The organism is Pseudomonas sp. LH21, assembly GCF_036549575.1.
Taxonomy (GTDB): domain Bacteria; phylum Pseudomonadota; class Gammaproteobacteria; order Pseudomonadales; family Pseudomonadaceae; genus Aquipseudomonas; species Aquipseudomonas peradeniyensis.
Genome location: NZ_CP144367.1, coordinates 5,142,207 through 5,160,852 on the forward strand (window position 1 = coordinate 5,142,207; position 18,646 = coordinate 5,160,852).

Genomic DNA, 18,646 nt, shown 5'->3' on the forward strand with positions numbered 1-18,646 from the left:
CATTATCATTCGACCCATGCGTTTGCGTGAACGCTGTGGCGTACACGCAGTCACAAACGTCTATCTGACGAGGCCCACCATGACCAGCCGCCTGAATCCCGAAGATCAGCGTCGCGTCGATGAGTATCTGAGCGCCCCCCAGCATCAAGTAGAGCGCAGGCCCTTCCGGCCGTTGCTGCTCCTGTTGCTGGTGGTGGCCGTGACCATCGGTCTGGGCCTGTTGAGCCGCCTGCTGAGTGGACTGGTGCTATGAGCTGCCTTGCGCTCGCCCGCCCCTCGTGCTGGATGCGGCCGGACCTTGTGTCCACGAATTCCGTAAAACTTGTGAGATATCCCCATGACTCATCGCATCGTGATTGTCGGCGGCGGCGCCGGCGGCCTGGAACTGGCGACCCGCCTGGGTAAAACCCTGGGCAAGCGCAAACAGGCCGAGATCACCCTGGTTGATGCCAACCTGACGCACATCTGGAAGCCACTGCTGCACGAAGTGGCGGCCGGCTCGCTGAACTCCTCGGAAGACGAACTGAACTACGTGGCCCAGGCCAAGTGGAACCACTTCAACTTCCAGATGGGCCGCATGAGCGGCCTGGACCGCGAAAGCAAGCTGATCCAGCTGGCCGCGACCCTCGACGACGAGGGCCGCGAGCTGCTGCCTGCGCGCACCATTGGCTACGACAGCCTGGTGATCGCCGTGGGCAGTAACACCAACGACTTCGGCACCCTGGGCGCAGCGCAACACTGCCTGTTCCTCGACAGCCGCAAGCAGGCCGAGCGCTTCCACCAGCAGCTGCTCAACCACTACCTGCGTGCCCACGCGGGCGATGTGGCCAGCGAGAAGATCAGCGTGGCCATCGTCGGTGCCGGCGCCACGGGTGTGGAGCTGGCGGCCGAGCTGCACAACGCCGCCCACGAGCTGGCGGCCTATGGCCTGGACAAGATCCAGCCGAAAGACATGCACATCACCCTCATCGAAGCCGGCCCACGGGTACTGCCGGCGCTGCCGGAGCGCATCAGCGTGCCGGTGCACAAGACCCTGGAAAAACTCGGCGTGACGGTGATGACCAATGCCGCAGTCAGCGAAGTGACCGAGGATGGCCTGAAGACGGCGGCCGGCGAAGTGATCCAGGCCAGCCTGAAGGTCTGGGCGGCGGGCATTCGCGCGCCGGGCTTCCTCAAGGACATCGACGGGCTGGAAACCAACCGCATCAACCAGCTGGTGGTGCGCCCGACCCTGCAGACCACCCGCGACGACAATATCTTTGCCTTCGGCGACTGCGCCGCCTGCCCGCAGCCGGGCAGCGACCGCAACGTGCCGCCACGGGCGCAGGCTGCGCACCAGCAGGCTTCGCTACTGGCCAAGAGCCTCAAGGCGCGCCTGGAGAACAAGGCGCTGCCGACCTACGAGTACAAGGACTACGGCTCGCTGGTATCGCTGTCGCGGTTCTCGGCGGTGGGCAACCTGATGGGTAACCTGATGGGCAGCGTGAAGCTGGAGGGCTGGCTGGCGCGGATGTTCTATGTGTCGCTGTACCGGATGCACCAGATGGCGCTGTATGGGTTCTTCCGCACGGCGATGATGATGCTGGGTAGCAAGATTGGGCGGGGGACTGAGCCGCGTTTGAAGTTGCACTGATAACAGGCCCTGCTCTCCCCGGTGGGAGCGGGCTTGCCCCGCGATAGCGACAGCCGCCATAACCGGGTGGCCTGAACCGACGCCATCGCGGGTCAAGCCCGCTCCCACGCTGGCGACTTCACCTGACCACGCGATACGTACTCTGCACGAACCCACTCTCGTAACTGGTCGTCTTCATGTGCTGCAACAGCACATCCTTCGCCAACCCGCCGAATAACGGAATCCCCTGCCCCAGCAGCACGGGAATGCGGGTGATGGTCAGTTCATCCACCAACCCCTCACGCAAGAACCCCTGAATCAGCTTGCCGCCATCCAGGTACAGGCTTTTCGCCCCCGTGCCCTGCAGATGCTCGAGCAACGCCGGAATCGGCCCGGGGTGTAGCTCGACCTGCTCCGGTGCGCCCTTGGGCAAGGCCTCGAGGCTGGCGCTGACCACCACGACCCGCGTATCGGGATACGGCCACTCGCCAAAGGTCATGACCTTGTCGAAAGTCCCCCGCCCCATCACCAGCGTATCAACGCCCGCCATGAACCCGGCATAGCCATGGTCGTCGGTGGATTGGGTGGCGCCCATCAGCCAATCGAGGCCGCCGTCTTCACGGGCGATGTAGCCATCCAGGCTGGTGGCGATGAAAACACGGGCTTTGAGGGACATGCGTGGCGCTCCTGCGGGCAAAGGCCACAGGGTAGCAAGGGCGGGGATATGCCACACCCAAAAAACGCGGACAAAAGAAAAAGGGCATCTCAGTCGAGATGCCCTTTTTACATGGTGGGTCGTGTAGGATTCGAACCTACGACCAATTGGTTAAAAGCCAACTGCTCTACCAACTGAGCTAACGACCCGGAAAATGGTCGGGGTGAGGGGATTCGAACTCCTGACATCCTGCTCCCAAAGCAGGCGCGCTACCGGACTGCGCTACACCCCGAGATTGGCTCCGCGACCTGGACTCGAACCAGGGACCCAATGATTAACAGTCATTTGCTCTACCGACTGAGCTATCGCGGAACTGAACTTCGGTACATCTTTACTGCTTCGAAGCCTGTGTTAGCTTCGAACTCTTTAGCTGCTTCGCTTTCGCGTTGTCGCTGCTGAGGCCGGCTATTCTACATTCTTCGTTTTGCTTGTCAACCACTTTTTTTCATTCAACTTACTGATTTGTAAGTTGTTTTGCGATCTCCGATGTTGCTGGTGATTCGCTCAGTGCCTGACAGCGGGGCGAATATTAGGGGCACTCTGAATTTTGTGCAAGCACTTTTTTCAAAATTTTCAGCAAGTTAGGTAGGAAGCCGGAAAATCAGGGGTTTGCGGCGCCTGCACTGGCCTTATCGCGGGGCAAGCCCGCTCCCACGCTGATCGCTCCCACGCGCATAGGGTACCTGTGGCACCGATCTGCGTGGGAGCGGGCTTGCCCCGCGATGGCGTCGGGATGACCCACATAAAAAAGCCCCGCTTTCGCGGGGCTCTTCATGACGGCAGTGATCAGTCGAAGACAATCTCCTCGCCCTGCACCTTCGCGGTGATCGCCGCACCCGGCAAGAACTCGCCGGCCAGGATCAACTGCGCCAGCGGGTTCTCGATCCAGCGCTGGATCGCACGCTTGAGTGGCCGTGCGCCATACACCGGGTCGTACCCCACGGCGATCAGCTTGTCCAACGCCTCCGGGCTCAGGCTCAGCGACAGCTCGCGCTCGGCCAGGCGGCCACGCAGTCGGCCGAGCTGGATCTCGGTGATGCCGGCGATCTGCTCGCGGCCCAGGGGCTCGAACACCACCACTTCGTCGATGCGGTTGATGAACTCCGGACGGAAGTGCGAACCCACCGCGTCCATCACCGCCGCACGCTGCGCCTCGCGGTCACCGGCCAGTTCCTGGATCTGCGCCGAGCCCAGGTTGGAGGTCATCACGATCACCGTGTTGCGGAAGTCCACGGTGCGGCCGTGGCTGTCGGTCAGGCGGCCATCTTCCAGCACCTGCAGCAGCACGTTGAACACATCCGGGTGGGCCTTCTCCACCTCGTCGAGCAGTACCACCGAGTACGGCTTGCGACGCACGGCCTCGGTCAGGTAGCCGCCCTCTTCATAACCCACGTAGCCTGGCGGGGCGCCGATCAGGCGAGCCACGGAGTGTTTCTCCATGAACTCGGACATGTCGATGCGCACCATGGCCTCTTCGGTGTCGAACAGGAACTCGGCCAGCGCCTTGCACAGCTCAGTCTTGCCCACGCCGGTAGGCCCAAGGAACAGGAACGAGCCGCTGGGGCGGTTCGGATCGGACAGCCCGGCACGGGAACGGCGCACGGCGTTGGCCACGGCGGTCACCGCCTCGTCCTGGCCGATCACCCGTTCATGCAGCAGGCTTTCCATCTTCAGCAGCTTCTCGCGCTCGCCTTCGAGCATCTTGGCCACGGGGATGCCGGTCCACTTGGAGACCACTTCGGCGATTTCTTCCTCGGTGACCTTGTTGCGCAGCAACTGGTTGTCGGTCTTGCCGTGCTGGTCGACCATCTGCAGGCTGCGCTCCAGGTCCGGGATTACCCCGTACTGCAGCTCGGCCATGCGGCTGAGGTCACCCTTGCGGCGGGCGGCTTCCAGTTCCTGGCGGGCTTGCTCGATCTTCTGCTGGATCTGCGCCGAGCCCTGCACCTCGGCTTTTTCCGAGGCCCAGATCTCTTCGAGGTCGGCGTACTCGCGCTCCAGGCGGTCGATTTCCTCGGTCAGTTTCTCCAGGCGTTTCTTCGCCGCTTCGTCCTCTTCCTTCTTGAGCGCCTGGGACTCCACCTTCAGTTGGATCAGGCGACGGTCGAGGCGGTCGAGCACTTCCGGCTTGGAGTCGATCTCCATGCGGATGCGGCTGGCCGCTTCGTCGATCAGGTCGATGGCCTTGTCCGGCAGCTGGCGGTCGGTGATGTAGCGGTGGCTGAGCTTGGCCGCGGCGATGATGGCGCCGTCGGTGATGGCCACCTTGTGGTGCACTTCATAGCGCTCTTTCAGGCCACGCAGGATGGCGATGGTGTCTTCCTCGCTCGGCTCCTCGACCAGCACCTTCTGGAAACGACGCTCGAGGGCGGCGTCCTTCTCGATGAACTGGCGGTATTCGTTGAGCGTGGTGGCGCCGACGCAGTGCAGCTCGCCACGGGCCAGGGCCGGCTTGAGCATGTTGCCGGCGTCCATGGCGCCCTCGCCCTTGCCGGCGCCGACCATGGTGTGCAGTTCGTCGATGAACAGGATGATCTGGCCTTCCTGCTTGCTCAGTTCGTTGAGCAGGCCTTTGAGGCGCTCTTCGAACTCGCCGCGGTACTTGGCGCCAGCGATCAGCGCCCCCATGTCCAGGGCCAGCAGGCGCTTGCCTTTCAGGCCGTCGGGCACCTCGCCGTTGATGATGCGCTGGGCCAGGCCCTCGGCGATGGCGGTCTTGCCCACGCCGGGCTCGCCGATCAGCACCGGGTTGTTCTTGGTCCGGCGTTGCAGCACCTGGATGGTGCGGCGGATCTCGTCGTCACGGCCGATCACCGGGTCGAGCTTGCCTTCCTCGGCGCGCTTGGTCAGGTCGACGGTGTACTTGTCCAGGGCCTGGCGCGATTCCTCGGCATTGGCGTCGTTCACCGCCGCGCCGCCGCGCAGGTTGTTGATGGCGTTCTCCAGGGCCTTCTTGCTCACGCCCTGGCCGAGCAGCAGCTTGCCGACCTTGCTGTTCTCGTCCATGGCGGCGAGCAGCACCAGCTCGCTGGAGATGAACTGGTCGCCCTTCTGCTGGGCCAGGCGGTCGGCCTGGTTGAGCAGGCGCGCCAGGTCCTGGGACATGTTCACGTCGCCGGTCGGATTCTGGATTTTCGGCAGCTGGTCGAGCTCCTTGGTCAACGCCTTGCGCAGGCTGTTGATGTCGAAGCCGACCTGCATCAGCAGCGGCTTGATCGAGCCGCCCTGCTGGTCGATCAGCGCCTGCAGCAGGTGCAGGGGCTCGATGGCCGGGTGGTCCATGCCCACGGCCAGGGATTGGGAGTCGGATAACGCGAGTTGCAGCTTGCTGGTCAGTCGGTCTATTCGCATGGGGGATACCTTCCTTTAAAGGGCAGGCGGAGCGATGGACAGCACCTGTAATGAAGAACCTGCCTGAGATGACCAATAGATAAGGGTGATTCTGGAAGATTCAAGCGTAGCGGGGTTGACAGAGGTCAGCACCAGTGACGTCAGGCAACGTGGGAGCGGGCTTGCCCCGCGATGGCGCCAGCAGATGAGATAGAGGTGGCAGGGCCTGCGCTATCGCGGGGCAAGCCCGCTCCCACGCGATGTCCGCGTAGGCCGGGTAAGGTCAGCGCGGCTGCAACCAGACCAACGAAGCAAAACGCCCACCCTGCGGGGTGCGGCGATAAGAGAAGAAGCGTGGATCGCTGACCGTGCAGAACCCGCCACCATAAACGGCGGTAACGCCACGCGCCGCCAGGCGGATCCGCGCCAGCTGATAGATATCGGCCATCAGCTTGCCCGGGCGCTCGCCCTCGACAAACGCCTCAGCCGCCTCGGGATGCACGGCAGTAAAGGCATCGCGCACTTCCAGCCCCACCTCGAACGCCTGCGGCCCAATCGCAGGCCCCAGCCACACCATGACCTCTTCAGGCGCCAGCGCCAGGCGCTCAAGGGTGGCCTCCAGCACGCCACCGGCCAGCCCGCGCCAGCCGGCATGCGCAGCCGCCACTCGGGTACCGGCGCGGTCGCAAAACAGGGCAGGCAGGCAATCGGCGGTCATCACGGTGCAGGCGATGCCCGGCTGGTCGGTCCAGCTGGCATCGGCCTCGGCAACCACGGCGGGATTGGCATCCGCCACCACCAACCCATGCACCTGCTTGAGCCAGGCCGGCTGGATGGCGAATTCGTCGCTCAGGCGACGTCGGTTCTCGGCGACCGCCTGCGGGTCATCGCCCACATGGTCGCCAAGATTGAAGGATTCATAGGGCGGCAGGCTGACGCCGCCCTCGCGGGTGGTGACGCAGGCGCGAACCGAGGCCGGGGCCGGCCAGTCGGGGAGGATCAGCGACTGCGTCAGGCCACTCATCCGATGAAGCTCTCGCGGTCCTGGTCGAGCAGCGACAGCAGCCACTGGAAGTCGTCCGGCAACTCCGACTTCCATTCCATGCGCTCACCCGTGGTCGGGTGGTCCAGCGCCAGGAAACGCGCGTGCAGGGCCTGGCGCGGGAAGTGCTTGACCGCCTCGACCATGGCCACGCTGGCGGCCGGCGGGATGCGGAAGCGTGCACCGTAGGTCTGGTCGCCGACCAGCGGATAGCCGACATGCGCCATGTGCACACGGATCTGGTGGGTGCGGCCGGTTTCCAGCTTGACCCGCACATGGGTGTGCGAACGGAAGCGCTTGAGCACGCGGTAGTGGCTGACGGCCGGCTTGCCGCCCTCGGTCACCGCCATGCGCTGGCGCTCGCCGCCGTGACGGCCGATCGGCGCGTCGATCTTGCCGCCGGCGATCACCACGCCGACCACGATGCACTCGTAGATACGGCTGACCGAACGCTTTTGCAGCTGGTCGACGAGGTTGGTCTGCGCCTGCAGGGTCTTGGCCACCACCATCAGACCAGTGGTGTCCTTGTCCAGGCGGTGCACGATGCCGGCGCGCGGCACGTTGACGATGTCCGGGACATGGTGCAGCAGGGCGTTGAGCAAGGTGCCGTCGGGGTGACCGGCCGCCGGGTGGACCACCAGCCCGGCGGGCTTGTTGATCACCAGGATCTGGTCGTCCTCGTAGACGATGTCCAGCTCGATGTCCTGAGCCACCCATTCGCCCTGGGCCTCCTGCTCGGCTTCGAGGGCCAGGATGGAGCCGGTGTGGACGGTGTCGCGCGGTCGCAGCACCGCGCCATCGACGGTCAGGCGGCCATCCTTGATCCACGAGGACAGGCGCGAACGCGAGTACTCGGCGAACAATTGGGCGGCGACCTGGTCGAGGCGTTGGCCGCCCAGTTCGGACGGGACCTCTGCGCTAAGTTGAATGATCTCGGACATGCTCGAATCGACGGGCGTTCAGCCTTTGGTTTCGGCTGCGCGCTTGTGGTTAAATACGGCTTCTTTTGCCCCGGGGTTTGGCCGGGGGCGCTCATCATAACAGGACGGCACCGCCCAAGACAGCGGCCGTCAAAGGGACGCAAGCCGCCATGCAAGTGAAACACCTGCTGCTGATCGCCATCCTCGGGCTCACCGCTGCCTGTTCCTCGAACAAGGAAGTCATTGACGAGAACCTCAGCGAGGCCGAGCTGTACCAGCAGGCGCAGGCCGACCTGGACAACTCCAGCTACACCAGCGCCGTGAACAAGCTCAAGGCCCTGGAATCGCGCTACCCGTTCGGCCGCTACGCCGACCAGGCCCAGCTCGAGCTGATCTACGCCAACTACAAGAACTCCGAGCCCGAGGCCGCCAAGTCCGCCGCCGAGCGCTTCATCCGCCTGCACCCGCAGCACCCGAACGTCGACTACGCCTACTACCTCAAGGGCCTGACCTCGTTCGACCAGGACCGTGGCCTGCTGGCGCGCTTCCTGCCGCTGGACATGACCAAGCGTGACCCGGGCGCCGCCCGCGACTCGTACAACGAGTTCGCCCAGCTGACCAGCCGCTTCCCCAACAGCCGCTACGCCCCGGACGCCAAGCAGCGCATGATCTACCTGCGCAACCTGCTGGCCTCCTACGAAATCCACGTGGCCAACTACTACCTGAGCCGCGAGGCCTATGTGGCCGCCGCCAACCGTGGCCGCTACGTGGTGGAGAACTTCCAGGAAACCCCGTCGGTAGGCGATGGCCTGGCGGTGATGGTCGAGTCGTACCAGCGCATGCACCTGGACGAGCTGGCGGCCACCAGCCTCGAGACCCTCAAGCTCAACTACCCGAACCACCCGAGCCTGGTCGATGGCCAGTTCGTCGCCAAAGTGGATGAAAACGGCAACCGCTCGTGGCTGTCCAAGGCCACCCTGGGCCTGATCGACACCCAGGCGCCGCTGCCGCCGGGCGAGACCCGCGCCAACCAGGACGTGGTCAAGCAGTTCCAGGACGCCCGTTCCGAGATTCCGCAAGAGCTGCTGCCCAAGGACGAGAACGGCGACCCGATCCTGCCGGAAGGTCCGAAGGAAGCCGAGAAGGACCGTTCCTGGTTCAGCTACATGACCTTCGGTCTGTTCGACTGATACCACGCACGCAAAGAAAGGGAGGCCCGAGGCCTCCCTTTTTTCATGCCTGCGTCCTAGACTGTCGGCTTCTTTTCTCGACAAGCTGGACACCATGGTTCGCCTACTCTTCTGGATCGCCCTGATCGCCGCCGCGTTCTGGCTGTGGCGCAAGTTCAAGACCAGTCAGCAATCACCTGCCGAGCCGCGCCTGCAGGATCCGCTGAAGATGGTGCGCTGCGCCCATTGCGGCGTGCACCTGCCCAACGACCGGGCGTTGCAGCGTGGCCAGGAGTGGTACTGCAGCCAGCAGCATCTGGAACAAGGGCCTGGCCAGCAACGCTGACAGCCTACGCGCCCTCTGTAGGAGCGGCCTTGTGCCGCGAAAGGGCCGCAAAGCGGCCCCGGCGATCTTTGCGTCAACGCTGAAATCCTGGGGCCGCTTCACGGCCCTTTCGCGGCACAAGGCCGCTCCTACAGTGGTTATGCGCTCAGCCCAGACGCCCCCCAGGCGCATACGGCGCCGGATCGATAATCGGCTCGCGCCCCATCAGCAAATCACCGAACAGCTGGCACGACGCCGGCGCCAGCACCAGCCCGTTGCGGTAATGCCCGCAGTTCAGCCATAGCCCTTCATGCCCCGGCACCGCGCCGATATACGGGATACCTTCAGGCGAGCCAGGGCGCAAGCCAGCCCAATGCCCCACTACCTCGGCCTCCGCCAGCGCCGGCAGCAACTCCACCGCCGAGGCCTTCAGGCTCTCCAACGCCTCCCCCGTCGGGGTCTTGTCGTAGCCGGCATGCTCCAGCGTGCTGCCCACCAGGATATGCCCGTCGCGGCGCGGGATCGCATAGCGCCCCTTGGCCAGGACCATGCTCGGCAAGAAGTCCTCGGCGCACTTGAACAGGATCATCTGCCCCTTCACCGGCTCCACCGGCAGCGTCAGCCCGAGGGTCTGCAGCAGGTCACCGCTCCAGGCTCCGGCGCTGAGCACCACATCGTCAGCGGCGATCACACCGTCCTCGGTCTGCACACCGGTAACGCGACCACCTTCATGGACGAACCCGGTGATCTGGCAATGCTCGCGCAGGGTCACGTTCGGCAATGCCTGCAACGCGGCCTTCAGCGACTTCACCAGGCGCGGGTTGCGCACGTTGGCCACGCCCGCCATGTAGATGGCATGGCGGTAACCCGGGCCAAGCACCGGCACGGCATCGTAGGCCGCCGAGATATCCACCGCACTGAGCGGGCGATGCTCGCGTGCGGCCCAGGCCAGGGCCTCGGCTTCGTCGTCCAGATCCAGCCAGTACAGCCCGGTGATATGCACCTCGGGGTCGACCCCGGTGCTGGCGAACAGGCGCTCGCCCAGCTGTGGATAAAAATCCTGCGACCAGTGCGCCAGGGCGGTCACCGCCGGGCTGTAGCGCCACGGGTACAGCGGCGAAACGATCCCGCCACCGGCCCAGGACGACTCCCGACCCACCTCGCCCTGGTCGCACACCACCACCCGGTCGACATCCGCGGCCAGGTTGAACGCGGTCAGCAGGCCGATGACACCGCCGCCGACAATCACTACTTGCTTGCTCATGGTTCGATCCAACACCTGAAGTAATTCCACGGCGCCTGGGCACCTCATGATCTTCAGCTTCCCCAGCACACCTCGTCGCCCGCGCCCGTGTTATCGCGCACGCCCGCCTGGTCGAGCAGGAAGTCGCCGCAGCGGTCATCCGCCATGAAGGCCTCGGGCACACGGCTGGCGCGCAGGCTGAACCGGTCAGTGTCGCGCCAGGCCTGCAGGCGGTAGTAGCGTGTGCCCGCGGGCAACACGGTGGTCAACTGCTCGTTGTCGGCATAACCGCCCACGCGCGCGCGGTGCTGCTCCAGGCGCAATGCCGCGTCCTGCAGCAGGCCGAGCGCTTCGCTTCGTGCGGCGCGGCGCAACTGGTCGCTGTAGCTGGGGTAGGCAATGGCTGCCAGCATGCCGATCAGCGCCACGACAATCAATAATTCGATCAGACCAAGGCCGCGCTGCATCTCAGCCCTCCCCCAGGCGCTGGCGCCAGCTGATCCGCTTCACCGCGCCGCCATCATCGATGGCATAGACCGCCTCCAGCAGTTGCCGCCCGCGGGCTTGAAGGCCCACCGCCGTCACCCGGACCAGCGTCAGCCTGTCCCCGACGGGCTGACCCACGACACGCAAGCTGTCTCCCAGGGTTTGCAGGTAAACGAAGCCACTGCGGGTCACCAGCCAGGGTGGAGAAGGCTGCGGATCAGGTGGACTGGGTGGCGGACAGGCCTGGCATCGGGCAGGGATGCTGCCTGCGAGCAGTTCTGCGCCCTCGATCAAGGCAGCCTCAGCCTGCTCGAAGGCTCGCGCGCCGGCCAGCTGATCGCCTGCTTGGCGCTGCTGCAAAAGCGCCTCGCGCATGGCCAGGGTTGCCAGCAGGCCGAACAGCAGACTCAGGACCAGCGCCAGCAACAGCACAACGCCACGCTGCCCCGTCACGACTCGGCTCCCGGGTTGCGCAGGGCCACGCTCAGTGAATGGCGCTGCTCGAGCCCATGCTGCCGGTCATGCAAGGTCAGGTGGATATCCAGCCGCTCACCCGCCCCCGCCTCGACACGGCTGACCTCCAGCGCCCGCACCTGGTCGATGAGGCTGGCATGCTGCGCATTGCTGGTGAGCATCAGGCTGCCGTTGCGCACCCGGTAGGTCACCCGGCGCACCGGCAGGGCCAACAACTCGCCGTCCCCGACGTGCTGCCCGGGCTGCACCCGCGCCCAACTGCGGCAATCGCTGAGCACGGTCCAGTCCGGGGTGCCGAGCAACCCGGGCAACTCGGCGCCGACCAGGGTCAGGCTGTCGCCGGTGACCTCTATGGGCGACGCGAAGGCCTGTGCTGCGCCAGGATCGGCGAAGTCCTCGGCTTCAAGACGCAGGCAACCGAACATCCCCGCCTGGCGGATATCCTCGGCCATTCGCTGCAAGGCCAGGCGGGCGTCATCCTGCAGGCGCGCCGCCGCGCCCTGGAGTTGCAAGGCCTGATACGCCGAGACGAATACCTGGCCGGCGGCCACCAGCAACATCAGGCCCAGTGCCAGGGCCAGCAGTGCCTCGACAAGGCCGAAACCCACCTGCCGACGCCTCATGGCAGCACCCTGCCCTGCACGCTCAGCGACTGCCGCCCCTCTCCCATGTCCGGCCAATCGACCTCCAGCACCAGCACGCCCCCGACCAGGTTCATGCGCCCTTGCGCCGCACCACCGAGCACCTGGGTCAGGCGCGACTGCCAGGCCGCTTCCTCGCCCGCTTCGAGCGCCCCGGCGGCCCTCACGCGCTCCAACATGCCCTGTGCCAGTTGCAACACCTGCGCTTCCCGCCGCGCCCCCTCGACCGCCTGCAACCCACGCAGCTGCAAGGCCGCCGATGCGAACAGCCCCAGCGTCAGCACCGTGACGGCCAGCAGCACCTCCAGCAGTGTCATGCCCCCTTCCCTAGCCCCCATAACCCCTCCTGGGATCTTTCCTAGGCCGCAACCCGAACCGGCCGACTGGCGCCCTTGCCGGGCGTCCTGGAAGCTACAGAGAAGCACTTCCAGGGAGGAATGCAGCGTGGGGCAACAAGGCGTAACACTGATACAAATGATGTTCGCACTGGGCGTGCTGAGCCTTCTGACACACCAGGGCATATCGGCCTACGGCAAGTTCAGCGATGAGCTTTACGTCGGTGCCGTGGCCAGGGAGCTGGCACAGGCCCTGCGCGGCGCCCGAAATCAGGCGGCGCTAAGGCACCAGGCCGTGCTGCTCCGGCCACTGGAGGAGGATTGGGGCAAGGGCTGGCGAGTGGTGCTGGAACAGGATGGCGAGCTGTTGCAGACGCATCGCCTGCACAGGCCGCTGAGGATTGCCACGACCTCGGACCGGGTCGTGAGGTTCAGCGCCCGGGGTGCGCCGCTGGGGGTGGGCTTCGTCGGCACCACGCTGGACATCTGCCCGCGCACCACCCTCGACAGCCGTCATCAGGTGGTGCTCAGCCCCAGTGGCCGGGTCAGCCTGCGCAGCGACGAGGGCCGCCGCTGTGCGCCGGACTGACTCAGATCGAGCGGACCCGCAGCTCCTTGGGCATGGAGAAGGTGATGTTCTCCTCGCGCCCGTCGAGCTCTTCGGCGCCGCTCGCGCCCCAGGCCTTGAGCTGGTCGATCACGCCACGCACCAGCACCTCCGGTGCCGAGGCCCCGGCGGTGATGCCGATGCGCTCGGCCCCGTCGAACCAGCTGCGTTGCAGGTCCTCGGCGCCGTCGATCAGGTAGGCCGGTGTGCTCATGCGCTCGGCCAGCTCGCGCAGGCGGTTGGAGTTGGAGCTGTTGGGACTGCCGACCACCAATACCACGTCGCACTCGTCGGCCAGCTGCTTGACGGCATCCTGGCGGTTCTGGGTGGCGTAGCAGATGTCGTCCTTGCGCGGGCCGCCGATGTTCGGGAAGCGTTCGCGCAGGGCGTCGATCACCCGGCTGGTGTCATCCATCGACAGGGTGGTCTGGGTGACGAAGGCCAGGTGGTCAGGGTTGCGCACCTGCAGCCTGGCGACATCGTCCTCGTCCTCGACGAGGTAGATGGCACCGCCGTTGCTGGCGTCGTACTGGCCCATGGTGCCTTCGACTTCCGGGTGCCCCTCGTGGCCGATGAGAATGGTCTCACGGCCGTCGCGGCTGTACTTGGCGACCTCGATATGCACCTTGGTCACCAGCGGGCAGGTGGCGTCGAACACCTTCAGGCCACGGCCGGCGGCTTCCTGGCGCACGGCCTGGGAAACGCCGTGGGCGCTGAAGATGACGATGACATCGTCCGGTACCTGGTCCAGCTCTTCGACGAAGATCGCGCCACGGTTGCGCAGGTCCTCGACCACGAACTTGTTGTGCACCACTTCATGGCGCACGTAGATCGGCGGGCCGAAGACTTCCAGGGCGCGGTTGACGATCTCGATCGCCCGGTCGACCCCCGCGCAGAAGCCGCGCGGGTTGGCGAGTTTGATTTGCATGCTCGGCTCCAGGCTCACACGGCCTTCACGTCGAGGATCTGCACCTCGAAGTTCAGGGTCTTGCCAGCCAGTGGATGGTTGAAATCGATGGTCACCTGGTTGTCGTCGAACGCCTTGACCACGCCCGGAAGCTCGGTGTTGGCGGCGTCGTTGAAGATCACCAGCAGCCCTTCGGACAGCTCCATGCCTTCGAACTGCGAGCGCGGCATCACCTGCACGTTCTGCGGGTTGTGTTGGCCGAAGGCGTTCTCCGGGGCGATGCTCAGCTTGCGCTGGTCACCGGCCTTGAAGCCGAACAGGGCGTTCTCGAAGCCCGGCAGCAGGTTGCCGTCGCCGACCTTGAACGTGGCCGGGGCCTTGTCGAAGGTGCTGTCGACGGTGTCGCCGTTTTCCAGGTGCAGCGCGAAGTGCAGGGTGACTTCGGTGTTCTGGCCGATGCGGGTCTCAGTCATGGACGGCTTCCTCGGACTTCTTGCTCTTGAACATGTCCAGCGCCAGCATCACCGCGCCCACGGTGATCGCGCTGTCGGCCAGGTTGAAGGCCGGGAAGTAGTAGCGGTTCTGCCAGTGCACCAGGATGAAATCGACCACATGGCCCAGCACGACGCGGTCGTACAGGTTGCCCAGCGCGCCGCCCAGCACCAGGGCCAGGGCCACGGCCAGCCAGGTCTCGTTGCGCCCCAGGCGCTTGAGCCAGACCACCAGCACGGCGCTGACCACCACGGCGATCAGCGCGAACAGCCAGCGCTGCCAGCCGGAGCTGTCGGCCAGGAAGCTGAACGCCGCGCCGGTGTTGTAGGCCAGGGTCCAGCTGAAGTAGTCGGGGATGACCACGATCTGCTGGTACATGGTCAGCGCGTTGTCGAAGTACAGCTTGGTGGCCTGGTCGAGGACCAGGACCACCAGGCTCAGCCAGAGCCAGGCAAGGCGCCCGAAGCGCCCTGCAGGAGCATTAGGCATAGTGGCGCACCTCGCCCGAACCGCTCAGGTTGTCGACGCAACGGGCGCAGATCTCCGGATGCTCCGGGTGGCTGCCCACATCGGCGCGGAAGTGCCAGCAGCGGCCGCACTTGGCATGGCCGGACTTGACCACTTTCAGCTTGAGGCCTTCGACTTCGGTTGTCACGGCATCTGCCGGCGCCTGGACGAACGGCACCACGCTGGCGGCCGAGGTGATCAGCACGAAGCGCAGTTCGTCGCCGAGCTTGTTCAGGTCGGCGGTCAGGCCCTCTTCGGCGAACAGGGTGACTTCGGCCTGCAGGTTGCCACCGATGACCTTGGCGGTACGCTGGTTCTCCAGCTCCTTGTTGACCGCGGCTTTGACGGCCATCACGCGGTCCCAGTAGGCACGGTCCAGCTCGGCGTCGGCCGGCAGTTCGGCCAGGCCCTGGTACCAGGTGTTGAGCATCACCGACTCGTTGCGCTCGCCCGGCAGGTACTGCCAGATCTCGTCGGCGGTGAACGCCAGAATCGGCGCGATCCAGCGCACCAGTGCCTCGCTGATGTGGTACAGCGCGGTCTGGCACGAGCGGCGGGCGACACTGTTGGCGCCGGTGGTGTACTGGCGGTCCTTGATGATGTCGAGGTAGAAGCCACCCAGCTCCTGCACGCAGAAGTTGTGGATCTTCGAGTAGACGTTCCAGAAACGGTACTCGCTGTAGTGCTCTTCCAGCTCGCGCTGCAGCAACAGGGTGCGGTCGACCGCCCAGCGGTCCAGGGCCAGCATGTCTTCGGCTGGCAGCAGGTCGCGGGCCGGGTCGAAGCCAGACAGGTTCGAGAGCAGGAAGCGCGCGGTGTTGCGGATACGCCGGTAGGCATCGGCGCTGCGCTGCAGGATCTGCTCGGAAACCGCCATCTCGCCGGAGTAGTCGGTGGCCGAGACCCACAGGCGCAGGATGTCGGCGCCCAGGGTGTCGTTGACCTTCTGCGGCTCGATGGTGTTACCCAGCGACTTGGACATCTTGCGGCCGTTCTCGTCCACGGTGAAGCCGTGGGTCAGCAGCTCGCGGTACGGCGCGTGGCCGTCGATGGCGCAACCGGTCAGCAAGGAGGAGTGGAACCAGCCGCGGTGCTGGTCGGAGCCTTCCAGGTACAGGTCGGCGCGCGGGCCGGTGGCGTGGCCGATGTCGTGGGAGCCGCGCAGCACGTGCCAATGGGTGGTGCCGGAGTCGAACCAGACGTCGAGGGTGTCGGTGATCTTGTCGTACTGGCCGGCTTCGTCACCGAGCAGCTCGGCGGCGTCCAGCTTGAACCAGGCCTCGATGCCTTCCTGCTCGACGCGCTTGGCGACTTCTTCCATCAGCTCGACGGTACGCGGGTGCAGTTCGCCGGTCTGCTTGTCGAGGAAGAACGGGATCGGCACGCCCCAGTTGCGCTGACGCGAGATGCACCAGTCCGGACGGTTGGCGATCATCGAGTGCAGGCGCGCCTGGCCCCAGGCCGGAACGAACTTGGTCTCTTCGATGGCCTTGAGGGCGCGCTCGCGCAGCGGCTCGCCAGTGCTCGGCTGCTTGTCCATGCCGACGAACCACTGCGCGGTGGCGCGGTAGATCAGCGGGGTCTTGTGGCGCCAGCAGTGCATGTAGCTGTGGCTGATGGTCTCGGTGTGCATCAGCGCACCGACTTCGCTGAGCTTTTCAACGATGGCCGGGTTGGCCTTCCAGATGAACTGGCCGCCGAAGAACGGCAGCGACTCGACGTACACGCCGTTGCTCTGCACCGGGGTGAGGATGTCGTCGTTGACCATGCCGTAGCGCTTGCAGGTGACGAAGTCGTCTTCACCGTAGGCCGGCGAGGAGTGCACCACGCCGGTACCGGCACCCAGTTCGACGTAGTCGGCCAGGTAGATCGGCGACAGGCGGTCGTAGAACGGGTGGCGGAAGTTGATCAGTTCCAGGGCCGAGCCCGGGGCGGTGGCGATGATCGAGCCTTCCAGGTTGTAGCGCTTGAGGCACGACTCGACCAGCTCTTCGGCGAGCACCAGCAGGCGCTCGCCGGTATCGACCAGGGCGTACTTGAAGTCCGGGTGGATGTTCAGCGCCTGGTTGGCCGGGATGGTCCACGGGGTGGTGGTCCAGATCACGATGGCGGCGGACTTGGCCAGCGCGCCCAGGCCGAAGGCGGCGGCCAGCTTGTCGGCATCGGCCACCGGGAAGGCGACGTCGATGGTCTGGGATTTCTTGTCGGCGTACTCGACCTCGGCTTCAGCCAGGGCCGAGCCGCAATCGAAGCACCAGTTCACGGGCTTGAGGCCCTTGAACACGAAGCCTTGCTTGACCATCTCGGCCAGGGCGCGGATTTCACCGGCCTCGTTGGCGAAGTTCATGGTCTTGTACGGGTTGTCCCAGTCGCCCAGCACGCCCAGGCGGATGAACTCGGTCTTCTGCCCTTCGATCTGCTCGGCGGCATACTCGCGGCACAGCTCGCGGGTGCGGTCGGCGGTCAGGTGCTTGCCGTGGGTGACCTCGACCTTGTGCTCGATCGGCAGGCCGTGGCAGTCCCAGCCCGGCACATACGGCGCGTCGAAGCCGGACAGGGTCTTGGAGCGGACGATCATGTCCTTGAGAATCTTGTTCAGCGCATGACCGATGTGGATCTTGCCGTTGGCATAGGGCGGGCCGTCGTGCAGGACGAACTTCGGACGATCCTTGCCAATCTCGCGCAACTTACCGTACAGGCCAATACTGTCCCAGCGCTGCAGGATCTGCGGTTCGCGCTGAGGCAGGCCGGCCTTCATGGGGAAGGCGGTGTCCGGAAGGTTAAGCGTGGCTTTGTAGTCGGTCATTTCAGGCTCTTCGTTAGCGGTTGAGCGTGCCAGTGGGCACGTGCGGCGGCGATGTCCGCGTCGATCGCCGACTTCAGCGCCTCCAGGGAGGCGAAACGCTGCTCTTCACGCAGCTTGTGGTGGAATTCCACCGTCAGGCGCCGGCCATACAGGTCGCCGGCGTAGTCCAGGAGATGAATCTCCAGGTGAGGACGCCCGTCACCGGCAACGGTGGGGCGCACTCCGATATTGCCGACACCCGGCCAGGCCTTGCCGTCGATCTCGATGCTGGCCAGGTAGACCCCGGACAGCGGCACGCGACGGCGCTTGAGCTGGATGTTGGCGGTGGGGGTGCCGAGCTGGCGGGCCAGCTTCTGGCCATGCAGCACGCGCCCGGTGATACGGTACGGACGCCCCAGCAGGTGCTCGGCCAGCTCGAAGTTGCCTTCGGCCAGGGCCTTGCGCACTTCGGTGCTGCTGACCCGCAGGCCGTCCTGGATCACGGTATTGGCCGCCTCGACGGTGAAGCCGTGGCGTTTGCCGGCTTCGGTGAGGAAGACGAAGTCGCCGGCGCGGTCGCAGCCGAAGCGGAAGTCATCGCCCACTTCGAGGTGGCGCACGCCCAGGCCGTCGACCAGCACCGCCTTGACGAACTGCTCGGCGCTGAGCTGGCTCAGGCGCTGGTTGAACGACAGGCACAGCACTCGGTCGATGCCCTCGCCGGCCAGCAGCTCGACCTTGTCGCGCAGGCGGGCCAGGCGCGCCGGGGCGCTCTGCGGGGCGAAGTACTCGCGCGGCTGCGGCTCGAAGATCACCACGCAGGTGGGCAGGCCCAGTTCCTGACCGCGTTCGCGCAGGCGTGCGAGGATCGCCTGGTGGCCGCGGTGGACCCCGTCGAAGTTGCCAATGGTGGCGACACAGCCCCGGTGCTCGGGGCGCAGGTTGTGAAGACCTCGAACCAGCTGCATAACGCGCTTCTTGCTCATAAAGTGGCCGATTATAACCACACCCGGGCGCTGGTGACAGGCAGCAGCGCCCCCATGGGGCGTGGAATGC

The 18,646-nt window shown here is 65.5% G+C and carries 18 protein-coding genes, 3 tRNA genes and 1 pseudogene; 5 read left to right on the forward strand and 17 right to left on the reverse strand.

Annotated features, from left to right (window positions below):
• Positions 1-79 precede the first annotated feature (79 nt).
• Both VUG52_RS23440 and VUG52_RS23445 read left to right on the forward strand, forming a co-directional pair.
• On the forward strand, positions 80-253 hold the full coding sequence (locus tag VUG52_RS23440) for a DUF3094 family protein (protein WP_050703672.1): 174 nt from the start codon (positions 80-82) through the stop codon (positions 251-253).
• Positions 254-337: 84 nt separating this feature from the next.
• Positions 338-1,633 (forward strand): NAD(P)/FAD-dependent oxidoreductase, encoded by a 1,296-nt coding sequence (locus tag VUG52_RS23445; protein ID WP_050703671.1) that lies wholly within the window; start codon positions 338-340, stop codon positions 1,631-1,633.
• 118 nt (positions 1,634-1,751) lie between these two features.
• Here the strand turns inward: VUG52_RS23445 and VUG52_RS23450 are convergent, their stop codons facing one another.
• The 7 genes from VUG52_RS23450 to rluD form a co-directional block, all read right to left on the reverse strand.
• A complete protein-coding gene (locus VUG52_RS23450) occupies positions 1,752-2,288 on the reverse strand; it encodes a dihydrofolate reductase family protein (protein WP_050703670.1) in 537 nt (178 codons plus the stop codon).
• 112 nt (positions 2,289-2,400) lie between these two features.
• Positions 2,401-2,476, reverse strand: a tRNA-Lys gene (locus VUG52_RS23455).
• Between the two features lie 6 nt (positions 2,477-2,482).
• Positions 2,483-2,559: transfer RNA gene (locus tag VUG52_RS23460), tRNA-Pro, on the reverse strand.
• Between the two features lie 4 nt (positions 2,560-2,563).
• Positions 2,564-2,639: transfer RNA gene (locus VUG52_RS23465), tRNA-Asn, on the reverse strand.
• A gap of 474 nt (positions 2,640-3,113) precedes the next feature.
• On the reverse strand, positions 3,114-5,678 hold the full coding sequence (gene clpB / locus VUG52_RS23470) for an ATP-dependent chaperone ClpB (protein ID WP_050703669.1): 2,565 nt from the start codon (positions 5,676-5,678) through the stop codon (positions 3,114-3,116).
• 262 nt (positions 5,679-5,940) lie between these two features.
• Positions 5,941-6,681: a peptidoglycan editing factor PgeF gene (gene pgeF, locus VUG52_RS23475; RefSeq protein WP_050703668.1), complete on the reverse strand. Its 741-nt coding sequence runs from the start codon at positions 6,679-6,681 to the stop codon at positions 5,941-5,943.
• A complete protein-coding gene (rluD, locus tag VUG52_RS23480) occupies positions 6,678-7,640 on the reverse strand; it encodes a 23S rRNA pseudouridine(1911/1915/1917) synthase RluD (RefSeq protein ID WP_028689894.1) in 963 nt (320 codons plus the stop codon). The genes pgeF and rluD overlap by 4 nt, the downstream gene beginning before the upstream one ends.
• 149 nt (positions 7,641-7,789) lie before the next feature.
• Between rluD and VUG52_RS23485 the strand changes: the two genes are divergently transcribed.
• Positions 7,790-8,809, forward strand: a complete 1,020-nt coding sequence (locus VUG52_RS23485; RefSeq protein WP_050703667.1) for an outer membrane protein assembly factor BamD — start codon at positions 7,790-7,792, stop codon at positions 8,807-8,809.
• Between the two features lie 94 nt (positions 8,810-8,903).
• A complete protein-coding gene (locus VUG52_RS23490; RefSeq protein WP_050703666.1) occupies positions 8,904-9,134 on the forward strand; it encodes a PP0621 family protein in 231 nt (76 codons plus the stop codon).
• A gap of 145 nt (positions 9,135-9,279) precedes the next feature.
• Here the strand turns inward: VUG52_RS23490 and thiO are convergent, their stop codons facing one another.
• From thiO to VUG52_RS23515, 5 genes and pseudogenes are all read right to left on the reverse strand, one after another.
• Positions 9,280-10,377, reverse strand: coding sequence for a glycine oxidase ThiO (gene thiO / locus VUG52_RS23495; protein ID WP_050703665.1), 1,098 nt, complete (start codon positions 10,375-10,377; stop codon positions 9,280-9,282).
• A gap of 53 nt (positions 10,378-10,430) precedes the next feature.
• Positions 10,431-10,823: a type IV pilin protein gene (locus VUG52_RS23500; protein WP_050703664.1), complete on the reverse strand. Its 393-nt coding sequence runs from the start codon at positions 10,821-10,823 to the stop codon at positions 10,431-10,433.
• Between the two features lies 1 nt (position 10,824).
• Entirely contained in the window at positions 10,825-11,295 is a 471-nt protein-coding gene (locus VUG52_RS23505) for a hypothetical protein (protein ID WP_050703663.1), read from the reverse strand.
• Positions 11,292-11,939, reverse strand: coding sequence for a hypothetical protein (locus VUG52_RS23510; RefSeq protein WP_050703662.1), 648 nt, complete (start codon positions 11,937-11,939; stop codon positions 11,292-11,294). The genes VUG52_RS23505 and VUG52_RS23510 overlap by 4 nt, the downstream gene beginning before the upstream one ends.
• 179 nt (positions 11,940-12,118) lie before the next feature.
• Positions 12,119-12,295, reverse strand: a pseudogene (locus VUG52_RS23515) (pilus assembly protein PilV); the annotation flags it as partial.
• A 136-nt stretch (positions 12,296-12,431) separates the two neighbouring features.
• Here VUG52_RS23515 and VUG52_RS23520 point away from each other — a divergent pair.
• Positions 12,432-12,881 carry a GspH/FimT family pseudopilin gene (locus VUG52_RS23520; RefSeq protein ID WP_050703661.1) on the forward strand — a complete coding sequence of 150 codons (450 nt, stop codon included), beginning with the start codon at positions 12,432-12,434 and terminating at the stop codon, positions 12,879-12,881.
• Between the two features lies 1 nt (position 12,882).
• Here the strand turns inward: VUG52_RS23520 and ispH are convergent, their stop codons facing one another.
• From ispH to ribF, 5 genes are read right to left on the reverse strand one after another with little or no spacing between them, the layout of a single operon-like run.
• On the reverse strand, positions 12,883-13,827 hold the full coding sequence (gene ispH, locus VUG52_RS23525; protein ID WP_050703660.1) for a 4-hydroxy-3-methylbut-2-enyl diphosphate reductase: 945 nt from the start codon (positions 13,825-13,827) through the stop codon (positions 12,883-12,885).
• Positions 13,828-13,841: 14 nt separating this feature from the next.
• Positions 13,842-14,279 (reverse strand): FKBP-type peptidyl-prolyl cis-trans isomerase, encoded by a 438-nt coding sequence (locus VUG52_RS23530; RefSeq protein ID WP_023629753.1) that lies wholly within the window; start codon positions 14,277-14,279, stop codon positions 13,842-13,844.
• A complete protein-coding gene (gene lspA, locus VUG52_RS23535; protein WP_028689904.1) occupies positions 14,272-14,787 on the reverse strand; it encodes a signal peptidase II in 516 nt (171 codons plus the stop codon). The genes VUG52_RS23530 and lspA overlap by 8 nt, the downstream gene beginning before the upstream one ends.
• Entirely contained in the window at positions 14,780-17,611 is a 2,832-nt protein-coding gene (ileS, locus tag VUG52_RS23540; RefSeq protein ID WP_050703659.1) for an isoleucine--tRNA ligase, read from the reverse strand. Before ileS ends, lspA begins: the two co-directional genes overlap by 8 nt.
• Entirely contained in the window at positions 17,608-18,558 is a 951-nt protein-coding gene (gene ribF, locus VUG52_RS23545) for a bifunctional riboflavin kinase/FAD synthetase (protein ID WP_050703658.1), read from the reverse strand. Before ribF ends, ileS begins: the two co-directional genes overlap by 4 nt.
• Between the last annotated feature and the right edge of the window lie 88 nt (positions 18,559-18,646).